Origin of the sequence: Lentzea sp. (genome assembly GCF_035525475.1) — a bacterium.
Classification (GTDB): Bacteria; Actinomycetota; Actinomycetes; order Mycobacteriales; family Pseudonocardiaceae; genus Lentzea.
Genome location: NZ_DATLEC010000235.1, coordinates 19,238 through 43,557 on the forward strand (window position 1 = coordinate 19,238; position 24,320 = coordinate 43,557).

At 70.7% G+C, this 24,320-nt stretch carries 25 protein-coding genes; 3 read left to right on the top strand and 22 right to left on the bottom strand.

Going from position 1 to position 24,320, the window contains the following annotated elements:
• Positions 1 to 43 precede the first annotated feature (43 nt).
• On the top strand, positions 44 to 781 hold the full coding sequence (locus tag VM306_RS35545) for an IniB N-terminal domain-containing protein (RefSeq protein ID WP_325522828.1): 738 nt from the start codon (positions 44 to 46) through the stop codon (positions 779 to 781).
• Positions 782 to 1,076: 295 nt separating this feature from the next.
• Here VM306_RS35545 and VM306_RS35550 read toward each other — a convergent pair whose 3' ends face one another.
• From VM306_RS35550 to ald, 13 genes are all read right to left on the bottom strand, one after another.
• The gene (locus tag VM306_RS35550) at positions 1,077 to 1,877 is read right to left on the bottom strand and encodes an ABC transporter ATP-binding protein (protein WP_325522830.1); all 801 of its coding nucleotides are present in this window, start codon (positions 1,875 to 1,877) and stop codon (positions 1,077 to 1,079) included.
• Complete coding sequence (locus tag VM306_RS35555) at positions 1,861 to 2,628, bottom strand: ABC transporter permease (protein ID WP_325522832.1); 768 nt, start codon at positions 2,626 to 2,628, stop codon at positions 1,861 to 1,863. Before VM306_RS35555 ends, VM306_RS35550 begins: the two co-directional genes overlap by 17 nt.
• Positions 2,625 to 3,206, bottom strand: a complete 582-nt coding sequence (locus tag VM306_RS35560) for an ABC transporter permease (protein WP_325522834.1) — start codon at positions 3,204 to 3,206, stop codon at positions 2,625 to 2,627. The genes VM306_RS35555 and VM306_RS35560 overlap by 4 nt, the downstream gene beginning before the upstream one ends.
• A gap of 243 nt (positions 3,207 to 3,449) precedes the next feature.
• The gene (locus tag VM306_RS35565) at positions 3,450 to 6,185 is read right to left on the bottom strand and encodes a hypothetical protein (RefSeq protein WP_325522836.1); all 2,736 of its coding nucleotides are present in this window, start codon (positions 6,183 to 6,185) and stop codon (positions 3,450 to 3,452) included.
• Between the two features lie 102 nt (positions 6,186 to 6,287).
• The gene (locus tag VM306_RS35570; protein ID WP_325522838.1) at positions 6,288 to 9,002 is read right to left on the bottom strand and encodes an XRE family transcriptional regulator; all 2,715 of its coding nucleotides are present in this window, start codon (positions 9,000 to 9,002) and stop codon (positions 6,288 to 6,290) included.
• Between the two features lie 182 nt (positions 9,003 to 9,184).
• Positions 9,185 to 9,919, bottom strand: a complete 735-nt coding sequence (locus VM306_RS35575) for a pseudouridine synthase (protein WP_325522840.1) — start codon at positions 9,917 to 9,919, stop codon at positions 9,185 to 9,187.
• The gene (gene scpB / locus VM306_RS35580) at positions 9,912 to 10,799 is read right to left on the bottom strand and encodes an SMC-Scp complex subunit ScpB (protein WP_325522842.1); all 888 of its coding nucleotides are present in this window, start codon (positions 10,797 to 10,799) and stop codon (positions 9,912 to 9,914) included. The genes VM306_RS35575 and scpB overlap by 8 nt, the downstream gene beginning before the upstream one ends.
• On the bottom strand, positions 10,796 to 11,644 hold the full coding sequence (locus tag VM306_RS35585; protein WP_325522844.1) for a segregation/condensation protein A: 849 nt from the start codon (positions 11,642 to 11,644) through the stop codon (positions 10,796 to 10,798). Before VM306_RS35585 ends, scpB begins: the two co-directional genes overlap by 4 nt.
• Entirely contained in the window at positions 11,641 to 11,952 is a 312-nt protein-coding gene (locus VM306_RS35590) for a hypothetical protein (protein ID WP_325522846.1), read from the bottom strand. Before VM306_RS35590 ends, VM306_RS35585 begins: the two co-directional genes overlap by 4 nt.
• The gene (locus VM306_RS35595; protein WP_325522848.1) at positions 11,949 to 12,872 is read right to left on the bottom strand and encodes a ParA family protein; all 924 of its coding nucleotides are present in this window, start codon (positions 12,870 to 12,872) and stop codon (positions 11,949 to 11,951) included. Before VM306_RS35595 ends, VM306_RS35590 begins: the two co-directional genes overlap by 4 nt.
• Positions 12,873 to 13,013: 141 nt before the next feature.
• The gene (locus VM306_RS35600) at positions 13,014 to 13,295 is read right to left on the bottom strand and encodes an ArsR/SmtB family transcription factor (protein WP_325522850.1); all 282 of its coding nucleotides are present in this window, start codon (positions 13,293 to 13,295) and stop codon (positions 13,014 to 13,016) included.
• 72 nt (positions 13,296 to 13,367) lie between these two features.
• The gene (gene xerD, locus VM306_RS35605; RefSeq protein ID WP_325522885.1) at positions 13,368 to 14,243 is read right to left on the bottom strand and encodes a site-specific tyrosine recombinase XerD; all 876 of its coding nucleotides are present in this window, start codon (positions 14,241 to 14,243) and stop codon (positions 13,368 to 13,370) included.
• Positions 14,244 to 14,263: 20 nt separating this feature from the next.
• Positions 14,264 to 15,334 carry an alanine dehydrogenase gene (gene ald, locus VM306_RS35610; RefSeq protein WP_325522852.1) on the bottom strand — a complete coding sequence of 357 codons (1,071 nt, stop codon included), beginning with the start codon at positions 15,332 to 15,334 and terminating at the stop codon, positions 14,264 to 14,266.
• Between the two features lie 53 nt (positions 15,335 to 15,387).
• Between ald and VM306_RS35615 the strand changes: the two genes are divergently transcribed.
• Positions 15,388 to 15,999, top strand: coding sequence for an NINE protein (locus VM306_RS35615; RefSeq protein ID WP_325522854.1), 612 nt, complete (start codon positions 15,388 to 15,390; stop codon positions 15,997 to 15,999).
• Here the strand turns inward: VM306_RS35615 and VM306_RS35620 are convergent.
• From VM306_RS35620 to VM306_RS35630, 3 genes are read right to left on the bottom strand one after another with little or no spacing between them, the layout of a single operon-like run.
• The gene (locus VM306_RS35620; RefSeq protein ID WP_325522856.1) at positions 15,996 to 16,391 is read right to left on the bottom strand and encodes a DUF2752 domain-containing protein; all 396 of its coding nucleotides are present in this window, start codon (positions 16,389 to 16,391) and stop codon (positions 15,996 to 15,998) included. The genes VM306_RS35615 and VM306_RS35620 overlap by 4 nt on opposite strands.
• Before the next feature lie 9 nt (positions 16,392 to 16,400).
• Complete coding sequence (locus VM306_RS35625; protein ID WP_325522859.1) at positions 16,401 to 17,021, bottom strand: NUDIX hydrolase; 621 nt, start codon at positions 17,019 to 17,021, stop codon at positions 16,401 to 16,403.
• Positions 17,018 to 18,700, bottom strand: a complete 1,683-nt coding sequence (locus tag VM306_RS35630) for a CTP synthase (RefSeq protein WP_414672495.1) — start codon at positions 18,698 to 18,700, stop codon at positions 17,018 to 17,020. The genes VM306_RS35625 and VM306_RS35630 overlap by 4 nt, the downstream gene beginning before the upstream one ends.
• Positions 18,701 to 18,876: 176 nt before the next feature.
• Between VM306_RS35630 and VM306_RS35635 the strand changes: the two genes are divergently transcribed.
• Positions 18,877 to 19,560, top strand: coding sequence for a hypothetical protein (locus VM306_RS35635; RefSeq protein ID WP_325522862.1), 684 nt, complete (start codon positions 18,877 to 18,879; stop codon positions 19,558 to 19,560).
• Here the strand turns inward: VM306_RS35635 and VM306_RS35640 are convergent.
• The 6 genes from VM306_RS35640 to VM306_RS35665 form a co-directional block, all read right to left on the bottom strand.
• The gene (locus VM306_RS35640) at positions 19,557 to 20,495 is read right to left on the bottom strand and encodes a copper transporter (RefSeq protein WP_325522864.1); all 939 of its coding nucleotides are present in this window, start codon (positions 20,493 to 20,495) and stop codon (positions 19,557 to 19,559) included. The two genes, VM306_RS35635 and VM306_RS35640, sit on opposite strands and share 4 nt — an antisense overlap.
• Positions 20,492 to 21,676 (bottom strand): putative cytokinetic ring protein SteA, encoded by a 1,185-nt coding sequence (gene steA / locus VM306_RS35645; RefSeq protein WP_325522866.1) that lies wholly within the window; start codon positions 21,674 to 21,676, stop codon positions 20,492 to 20,494. Before steA ends, VM306_RS35640 begins: the two co-directional genes overlap by 4 nt.
• 64 nt (positions 21,677 to 21,740) lie before the next feature.
• A complete protein-coding gene (locus VM306_RS35650; RefSeq protein ID WP_325522868.1) occupies positions 21,741 to 22,178 on the bottom strand; it encodes a hypothetical protein in 438 nt (145 codons plus the stop codon).
• Positions 22,175 to 22,606: a hypothetical protein gene (locus VM306_RS35655; protein WP_325522870.1), complete on the bottom strand. Its 432-nt coding sequence runs from the start codon at positions 22,604 to 22,606 to the stop codon at positions 22,175 to 22,177. The genes VM306_RS35650 and VM306_RS35655 overlap by 4 nt, the downstream gene beginning before the upstream one ends.
• On the bottom strand, positions 22,603 to 23,166 hold the full coding sequence (locus tag VM306_RS35660) for a hypothetical protein (RefSeq protein ID WP_325522872.1): 564 nt from the start codon (positions 23,164 to 23,166) through the stop codon (positions 22,603 to 22,605). The genes VM306_RS35655 and VM306_RS35660 overlap by 4 nt, the downstream gene beginning before the upstream one ends.
• Positions 23,159 to 23,746 (bottom strand): hypothetical protein, encoded by a 588-nt coding sequence (locus tag VM306_RS35665; protein WP_325522874.1) that lies wholly within the window; start codon positions 23,744 to 23,746, stop codon positions 23,159 to 23,161. Before VM306_RS35665 ends, VM306_RS35660 begins: the two co-directional genes overlap by 8 nt.
• Positions 23,747 to 24,320 lie beyond the last annotated feature (574 nt).

Below are 24,320 nucleotides of genomic sequence, written 5' to 3' on the forward strand. Positions count from 1 at the left end.
CACACCGACACCCCCCGATCCACCTTCAGGAGCTTGAGTCTTCATGGGCACCCAGACGCTGCACGACTTCACCCTCAACCTGCTCGGCGACCTCGACGCCCGTGAGGCGTTCCAGGCCGACCCCGAGGGCGCCCTCGAGGCCGCCGGTCTGGGTGACATCTCGCCCGTCGACATCCACGAGATCCTGCCCCTGGTGCTCGACAGCGCGTCCGTCGCGAACATCGACGTCCTCGACAAGGTCCTGGTCACCGCGGGCGACCTGACCGCCGTCGACAGCCTCAAGCTGATCGCGGGCAACGCGGGCGACGTCACGGACGTCGTGGGCATCGTCTCCCCGGCCACCGTCACCGCGCTGGTCTCCGACGTCGCCGGCGTGGGCGACGTGTCGTCCACCCTGGACGCCACCGTCCTCAAGGCCACCGACGTCGTCTCCACCGTCTCCACGGTGGCTCCCGTGACCTCCGCGGTCACGGACGTCGTGGACGTCGAGAACGTGACCGACGGCCTCGTGAAGGACCTGGACACCGACCTCCTGGTGAAGGACGTCGTGGACGCCGACACGCTCGTCAAGACCGTCACGGGCATCACCGACGTGGCCGACGTGACGGACGTCGCGGACGTGACCGACGTCGTGCAGAACGTCGGCCAGGTCGGCGACGTGCACCACGTCGTCGGCGACGTCGTGGGCGACCTCAACATCGGGAACATCGCCAACGTCGGCGACCTCGACGTGCTGGACCACGGCATCGGCAACGGCAACGACTTCGGCCTGCACCTCTGATCCACCCGACACGCCAAGGGATCTGACGGCGGACGCCCGCGTTCTGCCCCGAGCGCGAGCACCCCGCCGATCCCGCTCAGTGCACACACCCTCCTATGTGCGCACAAAAGATCAGCCCCGGACCGCGGCGGGTCCGGGGCTGATCTCCTTGGTTGTGACGCGGGTGTTTCGTCAGGCCGTTCCGCCCAGAGCTGCCATGACCTCGTTCCACCGCCTCACGGACGCGGTGGAGGTCCGCGGACGGCGCGGGCGTGCGGACGGACCAGGAACAGGTTCCAGCCCGTTCACCGCGGGATCAGGTGGAGGAGACGGTCTCGCTCAGCGACTCGCGCTCCGCGGCGGCCCACTTCTCGACGTCCATCGACGGCTTGCCGACGTTGAGCAGCCGCGCCACCTTGGACCGCAGCGCGACGAAGCCGTCCGCGGTTCGCGTGGTCACCTGGTCGCGCTCGGCGGGCAGCGGGACCTCGAGGTTCGCCACCAGCCGTGCGGGAGAGCTGCTGAGGACCAGGATCCTGTCTCCCAGGTACACCGACTCGTCGATGTCGTGGGTGACGACGAGGACGGTCGTGTCGTGTTCACGGCGCACGCGAAGCAACAGGTCCTCCAACTCGAATCGGGTCTGCGCGTCCACCGAGGCGAACGGCTCGTCCATCAACAGCAGCGCGGGCCGGAACGCCAGAGCGCGCGCGATGGCCACACGTTGCTGCATACCACCGGAAAGCTGCCACGGACGCTTGCGTGCCGCGGCGGACAGTCCGACCCACTCCAACGCCTCGGCGGCGCGCTTGCGACGTTCAGCACGTCGCAGGGAGCGCAGCGGGAACTCCACGTTGCCCTGCACCGTGAGCCACGGGAAGAGCGAACGCTGGTAGTCCTGGAACACCACCGCCAGGTGCGAGCCGTTCAGCTTCACGTCACCGCGGGTCGGCTTGATGAGGCCGGAGATCGTCCGCAGCAGAGTGGACTTGCCGCAGCCGGACGGTCCCACCACGCAGACCAGCTCACCGGCTCGGACGTCGAAGGTGAGGCCGCCGATGGCCTCGTAGTCGCCATAGGTGTGGCCGAGGCCGGCCACCTCAAGCATGTTGCTCATCCCGACTCCTCGGTTGCCACGCCAATGCCCTGCGTTCCACCGCGAGCAGCGCGGTGTTGAGTACGTACCCGATGACGCCCAGGAGGACGATCCCGGCCCACATGCGCGTGTAGTCGAACTCGCGCTGTGCCTGCATGAGCTGCATGCCGATGCCGTTGTCCGTGCCCACGAGCTCGGAGATCACCATCAGCACCAGCGAAAGGGAGAGCGAGACCCGCAGGCCCGCGAAGATCTTCGGCGAGGCGGCGGGGAGCACCACCCCGAAAACCCACTGCCAGCGCGGGATCTGGAAGACGGCCGATGTGTCCACTTTGGTCACATCGACGGAACGGGCACCGTCCACGCTGTTGAGCAGCACCGGCCAGACGACGCCGAAGATGATCGTGGCCAGCTGCATCGACGTGCCCGTCCTGAACAGCAGCAGGAACACGGGGACCAGCGCGGGCGGGGGAATCGAGCGCAGGAACACCAGGAGCGGGTTCGCGTACTCCATGGCCCGGTCCGAGCGGCCGAGCAGCAGCCCCAGGGCGACCCCGATGACCGAGGCGATCGCCCACCCCGTCAGCAGCCGCACGATCGAGGGGATGACGTTGTCGGTGAAGTTCTCCGGCTCCACCACCCACCACTCCCACGCCGCCGAGACGATGTCGGAGGGAGGGGGGAAGAACGGGTCTTCACCCCACGAGGCGAGCACCTGCCACACGACGACAAGACCGGCGAAGACGGCCCACCGTTGAAGAAACTTGGTCACCAGGCCACCCAACGTCGGCGAACGCGCTCGAGACCGCTGTTCAGCAGCAGGCCGATCACGCCCGCCACCACGGTGCCCACGAGCACCTGGTCCATCCGGCCGGGCCCGCTGCGGGCCTCCATGATGAAGAACCCGATGCCGATCTGGCTGCTGGCCATGATCTCGACGCTGACCATCACGATCAGCGCCGTGGTGGCAGCGAGCCGGATTCCGGTGAGGACGAACGGCAACGCGCTGGGCAGGGCCACCCTCAGGAGCACCCCGCCCCGGCTGATGCCGAAGGCCCTCGCCGTCTCGACCTGCAGCGGGTCGAGCTCGTCGAGCGCGTAGATGGTGTTGAAGAGGATCGGCCACAACGCCGCGTAGACCGCGAGGGTGATCTTGGTTTCCGGCCCGAAGCCGAGCATCACCAGCGCGAGCGGGATCAGTGCCACGGAGGGGATGGGACGCAGGAACTCGATGACAGCGCGTGTCGCGTGACGTACCGCGGGAACGCTGCCGAGCACGAGTCCACTCGGCACCGCGATGGCGATGGCGATCCCGATGGCGATCAGCAACGCCAGGAGCGTTGCGACCACATGGCTGTAGAACGTAGGGGAGGACAGCTGCCTCACGAGCTCACCGAACACGACGGACGGTGGGGGGAGCGCGTCAGCTGGAAGGAGGGGGGAGCGTCCGAGGAGCTCCCACAGCACGAGAAATCCGGCAATGCCGAGAATTCCCCTTGTGAACGCACGCACTCGGTCACCCTAGAGAGTGGACCTCGGCTTCACAATGCGTGTTTGCTCAACTTCGGGTTGCTTCCGGCACACCACGGCGGTTCAGCAGACCTCCACGCGCTCCACTTCGCCGAAGCTCTTCACCCATTCGGAGTCCGTGAGCCTCGCGCCGTCTTTTTCACACATCTTCTTGATGATGTGCCCGCTGTCGAGGTCGTACGGCAGCAGCTCGGGGTCCTGTCCCCCGCTGCGCACGAGGAAGTCGCCGTACTGCGGCCGGTACACCGCCCGTGTCGAGTTGCCGTGCCCGACGACGTACACGAGCCGGTCCGGCGCGCGGTCGGAGGACGTGTAGAGCCGCTGCACCTCGAAGGTGTTGTCGCGCACGACGGCGATGAGGTCGTTGTCGGAGAACGTGACACGGGCGCCGTACCGCAACGCGCTGTCGAGCCGTGCGCGCAGCACGGGCGTACCGCTGGGCACGCGTTGCCACACCTCCACGACGGACTCGGGTGAGTGCTCCACGGCCAGCCACCGGCCGTTGCCGCTGTAGGTGATGCCGCGGACGTAGACCTGCTGCGTCAACGCCGGCCCGGCGCGTTCGACGGTGCCGCCGATGCGCCAGAACTCGATCGTCGTGATGCCCGCGGCCGCGTCCCAGACTGCGGTCGCGAGCTCGCGGCCGTCCTGGCTCAGCGCGATGGTCTCGGGGTCGCGCACCGGCATCGGCAGCTCGCGGGGAGAGCGCGGGTCGCTGAGGTCGAACAGCTCCGCGTGCTCGGTCTCGTCCGGCGTCGGCAGCCCGACGTCGGCCGCGTCCCCGATCTTGCCGGCGACGCGCGAGCCGTCCGCGCTGAGGTCGAGCGTCCTGAACCGGTCCGGCAACGCGGCCAGGTAGGTGATGTCGTTGGCGTCGTTGACAGCCCACAGGTGCTCACGTCCTGTGTTGTCCCTCGTGATGGCACGGCGTTCGGCGAACTTCACGACGCGGTGGTGGTCGGCGAACTTCCTGCCGGGCGTCGCGCGGTCCGCGTCGATGCTCCACATCCGGTCGGTGCCGTCGTCGTCGGTCACCGCCGCCATCTCGCCGCGCGGCGCCACGAGCACGTCCGCGTCGTCCTTCGGCGTGCCGGTGAACGGGATTCCGCGCGCGACCGCGTAGGCCAGCCGCAGCACCTTCTCCGCCTCGGGCGACGGGTTGACCTTGTAGCCGACCAGCGCGTACTTGTCCGCGTACGGCCGGCGCTGCTCCATCAGCGCCTCGGACTCGGAGATCGCCTTGCCGCCGAGCTCCCTGTCGTGCGCCTCGGTGAGCTTGCGCTCGTTGGACAGCGCGTAGACGACGGTGCCGGGCACCAGTGCGATCAGCACGGCCATGACGGCGATCAACGCCGTCGAACGGCGGGTCTCGCGCCTGGTGCTGATGTCGACGAACCTGCGCTCCTGGACCGTCAAGAACTCGCCGAGCTCCTTGGCCTTGCGCAGGCGCGTGCCCCGGTACAGGGCGAGCGGGTCGCGGTCGCTCGCCTCCCACAGCTCCATCGCGGTGACGAGCTGCTCGTGGGTCCCGAGGTTGTCGCGCTCCTCGTCGATCCACCCCGCGAGCCTCGGCCAGCGCAGCAGCGCGTCGTGGCTGAGCTCGGCCCCGTCGTCGGCGAGCGTCACGAGCCTGGCCTTGGCGAGCAGGTCCAGCAGGTGCGGTTCGGCGTCCAGCCTGCGGGTCCTGCGGCGCGCGAGTCCGTTGCGCTGCAAGGAGACGAGCCTCAGGAAAACTCCTCTGGCCGCACGGCGGTCGTCCTCGGCGAGTCCTTCGAAGAGCTCCTCCGCGGCGCGCACGACGACGTGCCCGACGCCGCCGGACTCCTCGAACCCGGCCAGCGACAGCGTCATGCCGCGCTTGCGCCGCCACGTCTCGACGAGCGCCTGCTGCACCAGCGGCAGCGCGTGCCGGTTCGCGGCGTCGGCGACCAGCTGGGCGATGACGGCGGTCTCGACGGTGGCGCCGATCCGGGCGGCGGGCTCGGTGATCGCGCGGCGCAGCTGGTCCGCGCTCATCGGCTCGACGGTGATCTCCCTGCCGGCGAGGCCCCTGTCGAGGCAGCGCTGCCGCTGGTCCGCGCGGACGGCGAGGACCACGTGCGGGCAGCGCGTCACGGCGGAGACGAACCCGTCGGAGCCGAGTGCCTTCTCGGCGTCGTCGACGAGCAGGACGAGACCGGGGCGGTGCTGGCGGATCCTCAGCCGGAGGTGGTCGGGGTCCTGCCGGAGCTCGGCCGCGAGCGCACCGGCCGTGGTGTCGCCGAAGACGCCGGCGAGTGCCTCGGCCAGGTCGTCGAGCGGGTCGTCGTGCTCCGGGGTGACCACCACGGCGTCGTCGAGCGCGGGCTTCACACCCGCGTGCAGCAACGACGTCCTGCCAGACCCGGAGGCGCCGAGGACGAGGGTGAGGGGCTTCGACCTGGCCGAGCCGGCGATCTGCTCGACGAGGTGCTCACGCCCGAAGTACCGCTTCGCGTCGGCCTCGGTGAACGGTTCGGCGCCGGGGTACGGGGCGTCGGGGTGCGACGGCTGCATGTGCTCGGCGGCGAGCTCACGCCAGCGCTTCGCCCACGGCGCGGGGTCGGCCTCGCACGCCTTCACGAACGCGAGCGTCAGAGCCAGTGACGGCAGCTTCCGACCCCCGGCCGCGTCGGACAACGCGGTCGGCGAGTAGTTCGCACGCCCGGCCAGCTCGCGGTAGCTCGGTTTGCCTGCCTGGTCACGCAGTCTGCGCAGGTCACCGGCGAACCGCAGCAACGCGGTGTCCTCAGGACCCAGCGGTCGTTCCCCTCGTGGCATGCCGCCTCCTGGCGGGATTGTCCACCAGAGGTTCGCCCGCCGTCTAACGGCCCGCTAACCAGTCGCCATCCGGGTGTCCGCTTCGTGATCGGTCACCCTCGTTCAGTCACGGCACGGCGGCGTGAACGCGAGATCGCCGAAGTACCGCTGCCACTCGGCGCTGGTCATCCTCGGGACGGCCTGCTCGCAGATCCGCACCGCGGGGTCGCGCGGGTCGACGTCCCACAGCCGCACCGCCCTGTCCGCGCCACCCGTGACGACCTCGTCGCCCCGTGGCGTCAGCCCGACCGCCGCGACCGGCCCGGCGTGACCGCGCAGCAGGGCCTGCTCGACCGGCTCCCCCGGTCCCAGCTGCCAGAGCCGCACGAGCCCGTCGTCGGTCGCCACCGCGACGCGGTCCGCGCCGAGCCAGGCCGAGGTGATCCCGGCGCCACCGGACGGGATCTCGGCGCGCGGGACGGGCGTGCGCGGGTCGCTGACGTCCCACAGGTGGACCGCGCTGCCGGCGGTGGTCATGAGGAGCGCGTCGCCCCCGAACCGGGCTTCGCCCGCGAACTGCTTCGTCAGGGACAGCACCCTGGCGCCGCCCGGATCGGCCACGTCGACGAGGTGCACGGCGCGACCGGTCGTGACGGCGGCGAGCACCCTGCCGTCGGGGCGGAAGGCCATCCCCGCCAGCGGGCCGAGACCGAGCTGGGCCGTGGTGACGAGGCGCGGGCGTTCGCGGCGCAGGTCGGTCCAGAAGCTCAGCGCGCCGTCGTCGTCGGTCGTGACGAGGGTGGTGCCCTGCCAGGCGATCGCGGTGGCGCGTGCGGGGAGCACGGCCAGCTCGCGCGGTTTGCCGAGGGAGACGTCGACGACGTGGACGGCGGCGTCGTCACCGGCGGAGGCGACCAGGCTGCCGGTCGAGTCCATCGCCAGGGCCGTGACGGCGCCCGTGTGCCTGGTGGCCTCGTGGAACGTGCGCGGGGCAGGCAGGTCGTCGAGCCCGGTCACCCCGACCGTGCCGTCGCGGTGACCGGTGACGACCTGCTGCCGGGTCGGGCCGACGACGAGCGCGGTGACCTCGGACTGGGCCTCGCGCAGCACCTGCGACGGCACGTCCTCCTGCCGCAGCCCGTTGCGAGCCTGGGACAACGGCACCAGGCGGTAGGCGGCGAGCGCGACCTGCTGGGCGAGGGCGGGGTTCGTGGGACGCAGGGCGGCGGCCTCCCCCACGGCTTTCAGGACGGCGGCGTTGGTGCGTTGCTCGTCGGCGGTCTTGCCCGCCCGCAACGCGAAAACGGTGGTGCCGGCGGCGACGACCGCGAGCGCGGCCAGTGCGGCGAGCAGCTGGCGTTGGCGGCGGGTGCGTCTTCGCGCGGTGGCGGAGATCTCCTCCTCGGCGGCACGGCTTGCGGCGAGGAACGCCCGTTCCCGCGAGTTCAGGGCGAGGCCGGGGGGAACGGTGGCGAGCCGGCGGCCGCGGTACAGCGCGCCCGCGTCCCGGTCGAGCGCCTCCCACGTCCGCACGGCGTGCGTGAGCTCGCGCTGGGCCCTGATGTTCTCGCGCTCCTCCTCGACCCAGCCGTGCAACGCGGGCCAGCCGCGGACCAGCGCCTCGTGCGCGAGCTCGACGCCGTCGCGGCCGATGACGACGAGCCGTGCCGCGGCCAGCGCGAACAGCACCTCCTCGTCGGCTTCGAGCTCGTGCCTGCGGGCCCGGCGTTTCGTGCCCTCCGCCGTCACGAGCCGGAGCAGGATCTCCTTGGCCTGCGCCTGCTGCCGTGGGGACAGCCCGTCATAGACCTCCTGCGCCGTGCGGGCGACGGCGTGGTCGAGTCCGCCGACCTCCTCGTAGCCCGCGAGGGTCAGCGTCATGCCGCGGCGGTGCTGCCAGGTCTCGGCGAGCGCGTGCGACAGCAACGGCAGCACCGCGGCCTGCCCCACCGCGTCGGCCATCAGCCGGGCCAGCAACGCGGTCTCGACCTTGGCGCCGGCGGCGGCCGCGGGTTCGGTGATGGCGAGGCGCAGCTCGTCCGGTGTCATGGGACCCACGAGGAGCTGGGCGCTTTCGAGGGCCTCGACCAGCTCGGGGTGCCGCGCGCAGTGGCCGTAGTAGTCGGCGCGCACGCCGATGACGACCTTGGCGCAGCCGTTCAGCGCCGTGATGAGCCACGTGCGCAGCTCTTCGTCGCGGCACAACGTGAACAGCTCTTCGAACTGGTCCACGACCACCAGGTGTCCGTGGTGGCGGCGGAGCTGCCGCGGGTCGGCCAGTTCCGCGGCGAGCTCGACCGCGTCCCGGCCGGTGAGGCGGGCGAGGGCGACCGCGCACTCCTCCACCGGATCCGCGCCGGGCGTGAACAGCAGGACCGGCCCCTTGGTGCGAGCGATCAGCCCGGCTCGCAGGAGAGACGACTTCCCCACGCCCGATGGCCCGAACACGCCGGTGAAGCGGTTCTTCGTGGTGAGCAGCTCCACCGTCAACCGCTCGCGCCCGAAGAACTTCGGCGCGTCGTCGGGCTGGAACATCGCGAGCCCGACGTACGGACTGCCGTTCTCCGCGTGCGGTTCGCTCTCCGCGACCGCCCGCCAGCGCCGCGCCCACTCCTCCGGGTCGCCGTCGCACGCCTTGGCGTAGGCCTTCGTCACCGCGAGGCTGGGCAGCTTCCGCCCGCCGGCCGCCTCCGACAGCGCCGCGGCCGAGTAGTGCGCCCGCCGGCTGAGCTCCCGGTAGGTGGGGCTGCCTGCGCGCTCCCGCAGCCGGCGCAGGTCCGCCGCGAACCGCAGGAGACCGCTCTCGCCCTCGTCGAGAGGGCGTTCCCGTCTCGGCACCCCGTCATTGTTCAGAGAACCTTGTTCAGCGGCCAACGCCTGACCGTGAACAACCCGTTCGCCCTAACGTGGTGCTCATCCCACGGGGAAGACCCGGTGCTCTCGCCCCGAACCGGCGCCGGTGCGGCCGTGGGTGGCGCGTGCGCCGCCCACGGCCTTCTTCGAATCTTCGAGTTCTCGGGTCAGAGACCGACGAGCTTGTACAGGCCGCCGACTTCCTGGCGGTTCAGCACGCGCATGGAGCCGGGCCGCTGGTTGCCGAGCGACACGTCACCGACGGCGACGCGCACCAGCGACTGCACCGGGTAGCCGACGTGCTCCAGCAGGCGGCGGACGATGTGCTTGCGGCCCTCGTGCAGCACGACCTCGACGAGCGCCTTGCCGGGCACCGCGCTGATCATCTTGAACGAGTCGACCTTCACCGGGCCGTCGTCGAGCTCGACGCCCGCCTTCAGCTTCTTGCCGAGCCCCTTCTCGACCGGGCCCGGCACCTCGGCGAGGTAGGTCTTCTTGACGTTGTAGCTCGGGTGCATCAGCCGGTGCGCGAGCTCGCCGTCGTTGGTGAGCAGCAGCAGCCCCTCGGTCTCGGCGTCGAGGCGCCCGACGTGGAACAGCCGCTCCGCGCGGTTGCGCACCAGGTCGCCGACGCACGGCCGGCCCAGGTCGTCCTCCATCGTGGAGAGCATCCCGTACGGCTTGTTGAGCGCGATCGTGACGACGTCCTCGCGGATCTGCACCCGCACCCCGTCGACGTGCACGACAGCGGTCTCGGGGTCGATCCGCCGCCCCTGCTCGCGCACGACCTCGCCGTCGACCTGGACGCGGCCCTGGTCGATCAGCTCCTCGGACGCGCGGCGGGAGGCGATCCCCGCCTGCGCGAGCACCTTCTGCAGGCGCACGCCCTCGTTCTCAGACATCGTCGATCGCATCCACTTCGGGCAGCAGCGGGGCGATTGGCGGCAGGTCGCTCAGCGACGACAGCCCCAACCGCTCCAGGAACAGTTCGGTCGTGCGGTACAGGATCCCACCTGTGTCGCTGTCGGTGCCCGTCTCCTCGATGAGCCCCCGTGCGACCAGGGTCCGGATCACTCCGTCGACGTTGACGCCGCGCACCGCCGCGATCCGCGCCCGCGTGACGGGCTGCCGGTAGGCGATCACCGCGAGCGTCTCCAGGGCAGCGCGGGTGAGTTTCGCGCGCTGGCCGTCGAGCAGCAGCTTCTCCACGAACGGGGCGAACCGGTCCCGCGTGTAGAACCGCCAGCCGTCTCCCGCCCTGCGCAGGTCGATGCCACTGCCGGACTCGGTGTACCGGGTGGAAAGTGTACGGAGTGCCGCCTTGATCCTCCTCACCGGCTGCTCGAGTGCACTGCTGAGCTGGTCTTCCGCGATCGGACTGTCGACGACGAGCAGCACCGACTCGATCGCCGCCTCGAACGTCGCGTCGTCGCTGAGGTCGGGCAGACCGCTGTCCTCGATGACCTCCTCGGGGGCGGCGGCGAGGAGCTGGGTCTCGAGGGCGGCGGCGTCAGCGGCGTCGACGGCGTCGGCAACGGCGCCGGGTTCCGCGGCGGAGCCGTCCACAGGCTCGACGTCCGCCGCGCCGTTTTCGTCGGTGCCGGCCGATAGACTGGAACCTGGGGGCGGGACCGCCGTTCCAGCCTCCGCAGCCCCGTCAGCGCCAGCCTCCGCAGCGCCGTCAGCGCCGGCCACCGGCTCGGCGGCCGTGCCGCCCCCGTCGAACGCCGGTCCCGGCTTCGCGATCTCCGCCGCGTCCGGTCCCACCAGTGGCTCGCTCATCCGCCGTAGTCCTCATCCTCGTCGCCGGCGCGCACCGGCACCTGCGCCTGCTCCAACGTCCCGCCGACCCACGTCACCTGCAGCGGCCCGAGCGGGTCCTCCTGCTCGAAGGCCAGCGACTTCTCCCGGTACAGCTCCAGCAGCGCCAGGAACCGCGCCACGACCTCCATCGTCTCGGTGCAGTCGGCGACGATCTCGGCGAACGAGGCCGTGCCGCGTTCGATCAGCAACGCGCGCAGCACGTCCGCCGTCTCGCGGATCGACACCCGGTGCTGGTGGATGTGCGCGACCGACAGGGTGCGCTTCTCCTTCGGCCGGAAGGCGGCGGCCGCGACCAGCGCGAACTTGTGCGGCGTCACGCCGAGCATCACCTCGGGCAGCAGCCCCTCGAAGCGCGGCTCCAGGGACACCGACCGCGGGTAGCGGCGGAACGCGCCCTGTTCCAGCTCGGCGAACAGGGCCGCGACCTGCTTGTACGCCCGGTACTGCAGCAACCGGGCGAAGAGCAGGTCCCGCGCCTCCAGCAGCGCCAGGTCGTCCTCGTCCTCGACGTCACCGGTGGGCAGCAGGCGCGCGGCCTTCAGGTCCAGCAGGGTCGCGGCGATGACCAGGAACTCGGTGGTCTCGTCGAGGTCCCACTTGTCGCCCATGCCGCGGATGTGCGCGATGAAGTCGTCGGTGACCGTGTGCAGCGCCACCTCGGTCACGTCGAGCGTGTGCTGCGAGATCAGCTGCAGCAGCAGGTCGAACGGCCCCTCGAAGTTCGTGAGCTTGACCTTGAACTTGCCGTCGTCAGGAGCAGGGGCCTGCGCGGGGACGACGTCGGCGGGAACGTCCTCCGTCACTGCTCGCGCAACCTGCGTACCAGCAACGACTCGTCGCCGAGCGTCTCCAGGTCGTCCAGCACGATGGCGATCGCCTCGCGCACCACGCGCCCGCGGTCGACGCCGAGCCCGTGCGAGGCGCGCAACGACAGCCGCGCCTGCTCCAGCGCCAGCAGCTCCTCGTCGGACACGTACACCGTGATCTTCGTGGTGTGCTTGGTCCGGCCGGAACCGCGGCGCTGCACGGGCGGGTCGACGGGGCCGGGAACGGGTGCGGCGGTCGAGCGGAACAGCTCGGCCGCGCCCGGCAGTGTGGGGCGACGGGTCACCGGGCGATCACCTCGCGGGCCAGCGCGCGGTACGCGTTGGCGCCCGAGGAGCGGGGTGCCCAGCGGGTGATCGGCTCGCCGGCCACGGTGGTCTCCGGGAAGCGCACCGTGCGGTTGATGACCGAGTCGAACACGATCTCGCCGAACGCCTCCACGACACGGGCCATGACCTCGCGCGAGTGCAGCGTGCGCGGGTCGTACATCGTGGCGAGGATGCCGGTGATGTCGAGCTTGGGGTTCAAGCGTTCCTTGACCTTCTCGATGGTGTCGATGAGCAGCGCCACCCCGCGCAGCGAGAAGAACTCGCACTCCAGCGGGATCAGCACACCGTCCGCGGCCGCGAGGGCGTTCACCGTGAGCAGGCCGAGCGAGGGCTGACAGTCGACCAGCACGTAGTCGTAGTGCTCGATGACGGGACGGAGGGTGCGCACGAGCGTGTGCTCGCGGCCCACCTCCGACACCAGCTGGATCTCCGCCGCCGACAGGTCGATGTTGCTCGGCAGCAGGTCCATCTCGTCGATCATGGTCTTGCGGATGACGTCGGGAACGGCGGTGTGGTTCTCCATGATGACGTTGTAGATCGTGGTTTCCAGCTGGTGCGGGTGCACGCCGAGGCCCACGGACAGCGCGCCCTGCGGGTCGAAGTCGACGAGCAGCACGCGTCTGCCGTACTCGGCCAGCGCCGCGCCCAGGTTGATGGTCGTCGTCGTCTTGCCGACGCCGCCCTTCTGGTTGCAGATCGCGAGGATCTTCGCCGGGCCGTGGTGCAGCAACGGCGGCGGATCCGGGATGTGGCGGCGCGGGCGGCCGGTCGGGCCGATGCCGTCGGTCTGCTCGTGGGCGACGTCGTCCACCGGCGCGGCGTGCGGGGCCAGGTTCAGGTCGGCACGGGGCGCGAAAGCGTGCTCCGGTGTCGACATGGCTGGCGGTCCCTCACTGGTCGTGGTCGTCTCTCCGGGCGCAGCGTAGGCCGCACCCGTGCGAGCGGCAACGCGCCTCGCCGGTGCCGGTGGGGGCGGGACGAATGTTTTGGGGATCGGAGTGTCGCTGTCAAGACCTGGTTAGACCGCGACATCCGTTCGTGTGCGCCGATCCACCGCCGAGAGCACCACGTCCAGCAGACCGGGGAAGAGAAGGTCCAGGTCATCGCGGCGCAGTGAGACCCAGCGCTGGTTGCCGCGGCAGCGTGTTCGTGTGATGCCCGCTTCGCGCAACACGCGCAGGTGCTGGGAAAGGGTCGACTTCGCGACGTCGACCTCGAAGGCCCCGCACAGCCTCTCCCCGCTCGACTGGATCTGGCGAACGACCGCGAGCCGTGTCGGGTCGCTCAGCGCGTGCAGCACAGCGGCTAGATCAATGGCCTGTGGGGACGGCTCGTCCAAGTTCGGCACCTGCCCACCGTACCCGTGGAAGCCTCATGTTCCAGTGGCCCGAGGGTGTGCAGTTGCGTAGACCTCCCTCAAAGTCGTAACGGTTACCAGTGTGTACACCTGAGTGGTCGTAACCGAGGCGTGCCCGAGAAGTTCTTGCACCACCCGAACGTCAGCACCCCCTTCCAACAGATGGGTGGCGAACGAATGTCGCAACGTGTGGGGTGACACGGCCGCCGTGATCCCGGCCCCCTCCGCCGCCGTCTTCAGAACGGTCCACGCGCTCTGCCGCGAAAGCCGTCCGCCACGCGCGTTCAAGAACAACGCGGGCGTGCCACGCCCCTTGGCCGCCAGCGCGGGGCGCGCTCGAACCAGGTACGCGTCGACCGCCGCCAACGCGGGCCTGCCCACCGGCACCAGCCTTTGTTTGCCTCCCTTCCCGTCCAGCACCACCGTCCGCTCGGAAGCGTCGATGTCGTCGACGTCCAGCCCCACCACCTCGGAGATCCGCGCTCCCGTCGAGTACAGCAGCTCCAGCAGCGCCTTGTCCCTGAGGTTTCCCGTACTTTCGAGCAGGGTCAGCACATCGTTGACAGGTAAGGCTTTCGGGAGCCTCTTGGGTGGCGAAGGCGGATGCACGGCCCGTGCGACGTCATGGGACACAACGCCTTCACGGTGTGCGAAGCGGTGCAACCCCCGCACGGCAACCAACGTCCGTGCGGCCGACGACGCCGCGAGCCCGCTTTCGCGCAACGCCGCGAGGAACTCGCTCACGTGCGTTTCGGTCACAGCGCCCAGATCCGTCACACCGATGGACTCCAGGTGTTCGGTGTACCGGCGCAGATCCCGGGTGTAGGAGTCGAGCGTGTTGCGAGCGGTGCCGCGTTCCACGGCGAGATGGTCGAGGTAGGTCGCCACCAGGTCCGTGACCGCTCTCTGGATCACTCCAGCCCTTCCAGCACGATCTCCCCTTCACGCACGTTGACACCCTTCGCCAGCGCCGGATCCGATGCCACGGCACCGTCGAAACCCTTGTCCGCCAACGCGATCACGTACGGCAACGTCACGTTCGTCAGCGCGTAGGTCGACGTGTTCGGCACCGCACCCGGCATGTTCGCAACGCAGTAGAACACGGAGTCGTGCACACGGTACGTCGGCGCGTCGTGTGTCGTCGGCCGCGAATCCTCGAAGCAGCCACCTTGATCGATCGCGATGTCCACGAGCACGCTCCCCGGACGCATCCGGGACACCAGCTCGTTGCTGACGAGCTTCGGCGCCTTCGCACCCGGCACCAGCACGGCACCGACGACGAGATCCGCCCAGCGGCACGCCTTGTCGACCTCGTAGACGTTCGACGCGATCGTCTGCAGATGCCCGCGGTAGGTGAAGTCGATCTGCCGCAACCGGTTGACGTTGGTGTCGAGCACGATCACCTCGGCCTGCATGCCGACGGCCATCGTCGCCGCGTTCATCCCCGCCACACCCGCGCCGATCACCGCGACCTTGCCCGCGGCCACGCCCGGCGCACCTCCCAACAGCACCCCTCGGCCACCTTGCGCGCGCTCCAGGCAATGCGCGCCCACCTGGGCCGCCATCCGCCCGGCGATCTCGCTCATCGGCGCCAGCAACGGCAACGAGCCGTCCGGCAGCTGCACGGTCTCGTAGGCGATGGCCGTGATCCCGGAGGACACGATCGCCCTGGTGCACGCGGGGCTCGCCGCGAGATGCAGGTAGGTGAAGAGCACCTGGCCGCGGCGCATGCGGTGGTACTCGGGCTCGATCGGTTCCTTGACCTTCAGCACCACCTCGGCGGCACCCCACACCTCGTCCGCCGACGACGCGATGCGCGCGCCCGCCGCCGTGTACTCGTGGTCGGGGAACGACGAGCCCGCGCCGGCGTCCCGTTCGACCACGACCTCGTGCCCCCGGCGCAGCAGCTCGACCACTCCGGCGGGTGTGATCGCCACCCGGTACTCGTGGTTCTTGATCTCCTTTGGGACACCGACCAGCATCGTCGCAGCGTATTCCCGATATCGATCTCCTGCATCGGCTACCGTGCTGAGCCGTGTCAGAAGCATTCGGGCCGGAGCAGCAGCGCATCGGCAACCAGCAGCGCGAGGAAGCGATCACCGCGCTCAACGACCACTTCGCGATGGCGCGGCTCGACATCTCGGAGTACCAGGACAGGGTGAACCGCGCGTCCGGCGCGCAGTCGTACCACGAGCTGGCGGAGCTGTTCCGCGACCTGCCGCAGCCGCACCCGCCGTTCCTCGCTCCGCCGTCGGTGCCGTTCGCGGCCGTGCCCCCGCCCCCTCCGGGCTTCCCGCCCCAGCCCACGCAGGCGTACTACCCGCCGCCCACCGGGCCGCACCAGCAGTACGTCGGCCCGCCTCCCGGCATGGTCCCGCCGGGCATGGGCTACGCGAACCCGGCCGCGCCGTACGGCTTCGACCCGATCACCGGTGTGCCGCTGTCGGACAAGTCGAAGGTCGCCGCGGGCGTGCTGCAGCTGTTCCTGGGCAACCTGGGCATCGGCCGCTTCTACACCGGCCACGTGGGCATCGCCGTCGCCCAGCTGCTGACGTGTGGTGGCTGCGGCATCTGGTCGTTGATCGACGGGATCATCATCCTGGTCAACGGCGGCACGGACGCCCAGGGCCGCAAGCTGCGCGACTAGATCCCCGCGAGGTTTCGCCCCACGCCCCACACAGCCGCAACGACGAGAACGGCGACACCGACCGACTTCGGCACGGATCGCCGGTCTCCTGTCCACTTGTCGCGCGTCCACCGCCCGAACAGCCACACGGCCAGAGGGACGCCCAACGCGAGCAACACCGCGTTGTAGTGGAACGCGCTGACGACGTCACCGTGCAGCAACGCGTGCACCATGCGCGTGGCACCACATCCGGGGCAGTCGAGCCCCGTCAGCCAGTTGAACGGGCACTTGGGCAGCAGGTTGCCGGGCTTGTTCGGGTCGACGAACAGCAGCAGCACCGCGCCCGCGCCCCCCGCCGCGAGAACGCCGAAGGGCGCCTTCAACCGTGAGAAGGCACCCTTCACCGTCCGCATGAGCCCAACCTACTTCTCGCGCGCGACGAACCGGGTCGGCTTGTCGCGGAAAGGCGCGTCGGCCGGACGCGGCTCGGCCCGCCCGTCGAGCACCTCACGGGCCGCGAGCAGGCCGGCGACCGAGGACGCGTTGACGATCTCGCCGGAGAGCACCATCGACACCGCCTCGGCGATCGGGAAGCGGTGGACCTCCAGATCCGCCTCCTCCTCGCCCTGCACGTCGCGGTCCACCTCGGACAGCTCCCGCGCCAGGAACACGCGCACGACCTCGTCGGTGAAACCGGGCGACGCGGCGACGTCGACCAGCACGTGCCACTGCTGCGCGTCGAGCCCGACCTCCTCGGCCAGCTCGCGCCGCGCGCCGACCACCGGCTGCTCGCCCTCGTGGTCGAGCAGGCCCGCGGGCAGCTCCCACAGGTGCCTGCCCAGCGCGTGCCGGTACTGGTGGACCAGCGTGACCTGGCCCTCGTCGTCGACCGCGACGACCGCGACCGCGCCGGTGTGCTCGACGATCTCGCGCTTCGCGGTGCCACCGCCGGGCATCTCCACCTCGTCGACCCGCAGCGCCAGGATCTTCCCGACGTGCACGTCCTCGCTGGAGACGGTCCTGAAGTCGTGCCTGGAGGTCACTGGGCGGCTCCGGCGGTCAGGGGGAGGCGGTCGGCCACCCGGTAGTCGATCGCGGCCTTCACGAACGCCGCGAACAGCGGGTGCGGCTTGGTGGGACGGGACTTGAGCTCCGGGTGCGCCTGCGTGGCCGCGTAGAACGGGTGCACGTCGGCCGGCAGCTCGACGAACTCGACCAGGCGGCCGTCCGGCGACACACCGGAGAACACCAGGCCGGCGTCGGCGAGCTTCGCGCGGTAGGCGTTGTTGACCTCGTAGCGGTGGCGGTGGCGCTCGGAGACCTCGGTCGCACCGTAGGCCTGAGCGACCACCGAACCCGGCGTCAGCTTCGCGACGTACGCGCCGAGCCGCATCGTGCCACCCATGTCGCGCTGACCGGCGACGACGTCCTGCTGGTCGGCCATCGTCGAGATGACCGGCGAGCCGCCCTCCTCGAACTCGCTCGAGTTGGCGTCCTCGATGCCCGCGAGGTTGCGCGCGGCCTCGATCACCATGCACTGCAGGCCGAGGCACAGGCCCAGCGTCGGCACACCGCGCGTGCGGGTGTACTTCAGCGCGCCGATCTTGCCCTCGATGCCGCGCACGCCGAACCCGCCGGGGATCAGCACGGCGTCCATGCCGGACAGCGCACGCGCCGCGCCCTCGGGCGTCTGGCACTCGTCGGACGGCACCCACTTGATCTCGACCTTGGCGTGGTGCGCGAACCCGCCCGCGCGCAGCGCCTCGGTGACCGACAGGTAGGCGTCGGGCAGGTCGACGTACTTGCCGACGAGCGCGATCTTCACCGTCTCGGACGGGTTGTGCACGCGCTCGAGCAGGTCGCCCCACACCGTCCAGTCGACGTCGCGGAACGGCAGGTCGAGGCGGCGCACGACGTAGGCGTCGAGGCCCTCGGAGTGCAGCACCTTCGGGATGTCGTAGATCGACGGCGCGTCCACGGCCGCGACGACGGCGTCGGTGTCGACGTCGCACATCAGGCCGATCTTGCGCTTCAGCGAGTCCGGGATCTCCCGGTCCGCGCGGCACACGATCGCGTCGGGCTGGATGCCGATGTTGCGCAGCGCCGCGACGGAGTGCTGCGTGGGCTTGGTCTTCAGCTCGCCGGACGGCGCCAGGTACGGCACCAGGCTGACGTGCAGGAAGAAGACGTTGTCGCGGCCGACGTCGTGGCGGACCTGGCGGCACGCCTCGAGGAACGGCAGCGACTCGATGTCGCCGACCGTGCCGCCGACCTCGGTGATCACGACGTCCGGCGTGACGCCGTCGGCGTCCGGCTCCGCCATCGCGCGGATGCGGCGCTTGATCTCGTCCGTGATGTGCGGGATGACCTGGACCGTGTCGCCCAGGTACTCGCCGCGCCGCTCCTTGGCGATCACCTCGGAGTACACCTGGCCGGTGGTGACGTTCGCGTCGCCGCTCAGGTCCCGCGCGAGGAACCGCTCGTAGTGGCCGATGTCGAGGTCCGTCTCCGCGCCGTCGTCGGTCACGAAGACCTCGCCGTGCTGGAACGGGTTCATCGTGCCGGGGTCCACGTTCAGATACGGGTCGAGCTTCTGCATCGTTACCCGCAGGCCGCGCGAGGTGAGCAACTGGCCGAGGCTGGAGGCGGTGAGCCCCTTGCCCAGGGAGGAGGCGACGCCTCCCGTGACGAAGACGTGCTTGGTCGTACGTGCCTGCTGCACCAACGGGGCTCCCGTGAAAATCGTGGGGGTAGATCCCCCTATCCACGGGCCATAACGCTAACACGCCGCCGGTCACACAGCGCACCACGACCCGGCAGATCACATCACCCGATCGGCCCAGCGAGGGGTTTCGTGAACTTCCCCCGGCACGGGACCCGATCAGGAATCGTCGTCACGTGACCTTCGACGTGGCAGGGGAAGCCGCACGAGCCGTGCACGACCGCTCAGCGGCCTGGCGTTTCATCGAGGGATTCGCGGCCTCGTGGGCGGACCCGCTGGAGCCGCAGGACGGCTGGACCCGCCGGGAGCTCGCCGAGACCGAGGACCGGCTCGGGGTGCGCCTTCCCGAGGCGGTGAAGGAGGCGCTGTCGTTGTTCGGCAAGCGCCCCGATCTGACCAGCAACCAGGACCGCCTGCTCGTGCTGTCGGAGCTGCGGGTCGAGGACGGCGTGCTGGTCTTCCGCGACGAGAACCAGTCCGTCGCCGCGTGGGGGGCCTCGCTGGACGGCGAGGACCCGGAGGTCCTGATGAAGCTCGACCTCGTGGACCGCAGGGAGGAGCGCTGGGACGCGTGGCTGCCCCGGTTCTCCCTCGCGTGCGTGGAGATGGTGCTGTCGGAGGCGCTGTTCCGCGACGGGGCCGAGACGGCCGACAGGGAGATGTCCGGGGTGGACACCTCCCTGCTGCACGACCGGTTCGCCACGCTGACGCTGCGCAGTCCCGGCACCCGGTGGTTCGCCGGTGACGACGTGATCGTCCGCGAGGACGCCGACGAGTGGCTGTGGGCCCGCGCCCGCACACCGGAGGCGCTGGACCTGCTGATCGAGCAGGTCCCCGGCGACTGGACGACCGAGTGCTAACCGGCGACGCCGGGCGAGGACGCCTCCGCGTTGCCCGCGACTCCGTAACGGCCGGAGCGGCCCTCCAGCTGTTCGCGCAGCGCCATCACCACGACGACCTGGCCGGCCGGGGAGTCGGAGTTGTCCACCGTGGACAGGATCGACGTCGCGGCGGTGTCCGCGCGGATCACGCCGACGGCACCGGTGCCGTTCGCCGACCCGGTCGCCCCCGCCAGCACGACGCCCGCGCCGGAGCGGTCGAGCTGCGCCGCGAAGCGCGCGACGGTCGACGCGCGGTCGGCGGCCGAGTCACCCGCCGCGGCACCGCCGGTCAGCACGATCGCGAGCTGCGCGGGCTTCACTCCCGAGGTCGCCTTCACGAAGCCCGAGTTGGAGAGCCCCGCGAGTGCGGCGGCGGCCTCGTCCTGCGTGGCCTGCGGCTCGTTGTTGGACGGGTTGAGGAGCAACAACGTCCCGAACAGGCCACCGGCGCGCGTGCCGGGGTCAGCGGCCGTGGGCAGCTGCGAGCCGGCGGGCTGCAGCCGTGCCACGAGGTCGCGCAGCTGGTCGCCGCGGGACGGGTCGGAGAACGCGTCGGTCAGCTGGACCTCGCCGGTGACGGTGGCACCCGCGGACTTCAGCAGGCCCGACACCGCGTCCCGGTCGGACGGCCGCGCGTCGGCGGTCGTGACGAGGACGACCGTGCGGTCGGTGAGCCGGTCCTTGACCGCGAGCGGCCCGACGGACGCGGCGAACTCGTCCGCCTCCGTCAGCTTGGAGTTCAACGCGTTGCGGTCGTTCTGCAGGTCGTTCACCTGTTGTGCCAACGAGTTCTTCTCGTCGCTCAGGCCTGACAGCAGCCGTCCGCTGATCGCGGTCGACCCCAGCACGACCCCCACCGCGAGCGCGAGGAACACCGCGGTGATCGAAACTATGTGGTATCGCAGCGTGATCACGAGAAGAACCCCTTGAACCAGTTGACGACGGATTGCCAGCCGTCGACCACGATGTCGACGTAGACGTGACCGACGCCGGACACCGCGAGCGCCGCGGCCATGGCGGCGATCGCGGCGGCCACCAGCAGGACGATCACTCCCAGCGAGACCCGGCTGCGGTGCAGTGTCGCGACGGCCTCCCCGTCGACGAGCTTGCTGCCGAGCTTCAGCCGGGTGAGGAACGTGGAGGGGTTGGAACCGGAGTGCCCGCGGTCGAGGAACTCGCGCAGCGTCGCGCGCAGCCCCACCGTGACGACCAGGGACGCCCCGTGCGCTTCGGCGAGCAGCAACGCGAGGTCCTCGGCGTTGCCCGACGCGGGGAACGTCACCGCGCCGATGCCGAGGTCCTGGATGCGTTGCAGGCCGGGCGCGTGGCCGTCGGCCTGCGCGGGGACGACCACCTCGGTGGCCGCGCGCAGTGACGCCGTGCCGATGCCGTCGGGGTCGCCGACGACGACGTCCGGCTTGAGCCCGGCGTCGAGCAGCGTGTCCGCGCCGGCGTCGACGCCGATCAGCACCGGCCGGTACTCGCGGATGTACTTGCGGAGCTTGCGCAGCTCCTCGGCGTGCGACGGCCCGCCCGCGACGACGAGCACCTGCCTGTCGCGCATCGACACGTACACCTCGGGCACGCCGACGCCGTCGAGGACGAGCGCCCTCTCGCGCCGGAGGAACTCGATGGTGTTGGCGGAGAACGCTTCCAGCTGCGCCGACATGCCGGCCTTCGCCTCGATCATCGCGTCGGCGACGCTCTCGGCGTTCTGCTCGGTGCCCCTGGCGAGCTCGCGTTCCCCGGCGTAGACGACGCCGTCGAGCAGCCGGACCTTGGTGCCGTCCTTGATCTCCCGCAACGCGACAGCGCCGACGTTGTCGATCAGCGGGATGCCCGCCTCGATCAGCAGTTCCGGTCCCAGGTTGGGAAAACGCCCTGAGATCGACGGTGACGCGTTCACGACACCGACCACCTCGGCCGCGACGAGCGCTTCCGCGGTGCGCCGGTCGAGGTCGACGAGGTCGAAGACGGCGACGTCGCCGGGGCTGATCCGCCGCACCAGGTCGCTCGCACGCCGATCCACCCGCGCGACACCCGTGACACCGGGGAGTTCGTGGTTGGTGCGGCTCAGCAGCCCGGAAAGCTTCATGCGTCCGATAGTGGCTCACGGTGCTCATGCGACAGGTGAGGCACGCCGGGCATGTCGCGGCTGGTCAGTCGTCGGGGTGAACCACCACGGCGCCGAAGGCGAGGACCACCGCGGCCACGAGGACCCAGATCCCGTTGCCGAACCCGGCTTCCAGGGCGGGATCGATCGCGATGTTGCCCTCCTCGTGGAAGCTGATGGCGTTCAGCAGGTAGACGAACAGCATGCCGGTGACGCCCGCGAGTGCCGCCGCTCCGGCATAAGCGACCTTCCGCCACCTGATGCCGAGCAGGATCGTCACGGCCGCCGCGACGACCGGAATGGCGAAGAGCGGTCCGTGCTCGTCTTTCGTGGCACCGAAGTGCGTGCTCCAGCCCGTGGTGACGTAGGAGGTCTGCGGCTGGCCGGGAACGAGGCGGATGAGCAGTTCCGAGAACGGCAGGAACGTCGCCGCCACGGCGGCCGCGGCCGCCACCGCCAGGAGCACCGCGCTGAGGATCTTCACGCCGCCTCCCGCTGGACCGCCACGGCGCCGGCGAGAGCGGCCAGCGTTCCCACGACGAGGAACACCAGCCCGAACCCGAGCGCGAAGTCACCCTGCTGCTCGACGGCGTGGCCGCGTTCGGAGACCAGCAGCGCCGCGGTGATGCCGACGGCACCGGCCTGGGCGGCGGCTCCGGCCAGCGCGGCCCTGGTGATCCAGATACCGGCGACGAGCAACGCCGCCGTCACGGCGATCGGCACGCCGTACCAGGGCGACAGGTCACCGGCGGGCCAGTCGCCGGGCTTGTTGACGACCTCCGTGCCCCACGCCCTGACCACGACCTCGACGCCACCCGCGTACACCGTCGAGTACCACGGCAGCACCATGGCCGTCGCGGTCAGCACCACCCCGGCCGCGATGAGCGCGACCGCCGTAGGTCTTCCGATCACCGGGTCTCCTGCCGCAGGTCGATTCCGAAGGGTGGCGTGTCGTCGTCGGCGCCGAGCTGGTGCACGACCACCGCCTCGTCGGACTCGGGCTGCTTCCGTTGCGCGAGCACGGCGCCGGCCAGTCCGATGACCGCGCCCGCGGCCAGCAGGTAGGTGCCGGCGTAGAAGTGGAACTCGAACGCCTCGGGGCCGCCCGGCCACGACGCCCTGAGCTCCTCCTCGTGCAGGACCTGGGTCACGTAGTAGAACACGATCCCGGCCAGTGCCCCGGCGGCGACCAGCGCCAGCGCACGTCCTCTCCCCCTGAACGCGAGCACGGCCGCGACGACCAGGAGCGCGGCGCAGACCACCACCGGCATCCCGGCCGCGTAGTGGACAGCGGTGTCCTGGCCATCAGCCTCGGGCGTGCCGGAGGTGACACCCCACAGCGACGTGAACACCGACTGGTAGAGCCCACCCCCTTGGAAGACGAGCCCGTACGTGTCCTGGAAACTCCCGACGACGACCGACACAGCCGCCAGCAAGAGCAGCGCCGGCGCGATCTTCCGCCGGTCAGTCATTCCTGGGCTCCACGACCACCGGGAACCCGTACGGCGGCGTTTCCGTGTCATCCGGCTCGTCGTCGATCTGGTGGATCACCACACCGTCGGCGGCCGTCTCGGGCTCGTCGCGACGCGGCAGCTCCTGGTGCAGCACCGCCGACACCAGGGCCACCCCCGCCGCCACGACCAGCAGCGTGATCCCGGGCCCCTGCTCCACCTCGAACGGCGCCGGCACGTCGAGGTCCCGCAACTCCCGCACGGTCGCCCGCACACTGATGACCGCCGACCAGGCCACCCCGGCCAGCACCCCGGCCCCGAGCAGCGACCCGACCCGCGCGGCGGGAACCCGGAACGCCACCACAGCCGACAACGCCAGCACCAGCGCCGCCGCGACGACCGGCTCACCGAGCTCCAGGGGCGTGAGCGCGAACGCGCCGCGGAAGTCGTCCCGCTCCACTGCCCAGAGCGTGGCCTCGAACCACAACGTCCGGCCTCGGAACGGCACCTGCACGGAATAGGCCGACAGGAACGTGGCCGCCACCGCGAGCCCGGCCGCGACGAACACCAGCACCGCCCCGAACACCCGGCGCGTGGTCACAGATCCGGTCCACCTTCCACCGCACCACCGTGTGCGTCCGCTGACCGATGCCCGGTCACGCTCCCATCATGCCGAACGCCGGCGGGAACAGCGGCCCAGGGCACGGCCCGGATTTCGGCTCGCCGATCTTGTCGGTGGTGCCGAGTACGTTGAGATGTAGGGGTTCCCAGCCCGGGGGTACCCCTGCGCAAGCGTCCGCGGCGCCAGTTGAACGCGTGCACGGCCTGGCTGTCGGCCATCGCGCGCCCCGGCCACCGCGCCCCAGCCGCCGGCGGTACGTCGTGACGCGGAACCGCTCGGCTGCGAACCGTGCCGGCGCCGCCGAACCGCCTGCCGCGGCACCGGCACGTCCGCCCGCACCTCGTTCGCCGCAGCGGACGCGCGAATCTGGCCACCGCCCACTGCACGCCGCGAATGAGCGGCAACCGCCCACGAGCGCAGAGCGAACGCCCCCCACCGGTCCGACCGCGCTCGCCGCCGCTGATCACCGACAGGAACAGCCGCCCAGGAAGGCCGCGGAACAGAAAGCGGCGCGACGCCCCCAAGGGCGCCGCGCCGCTGTTCCAGCCACAAG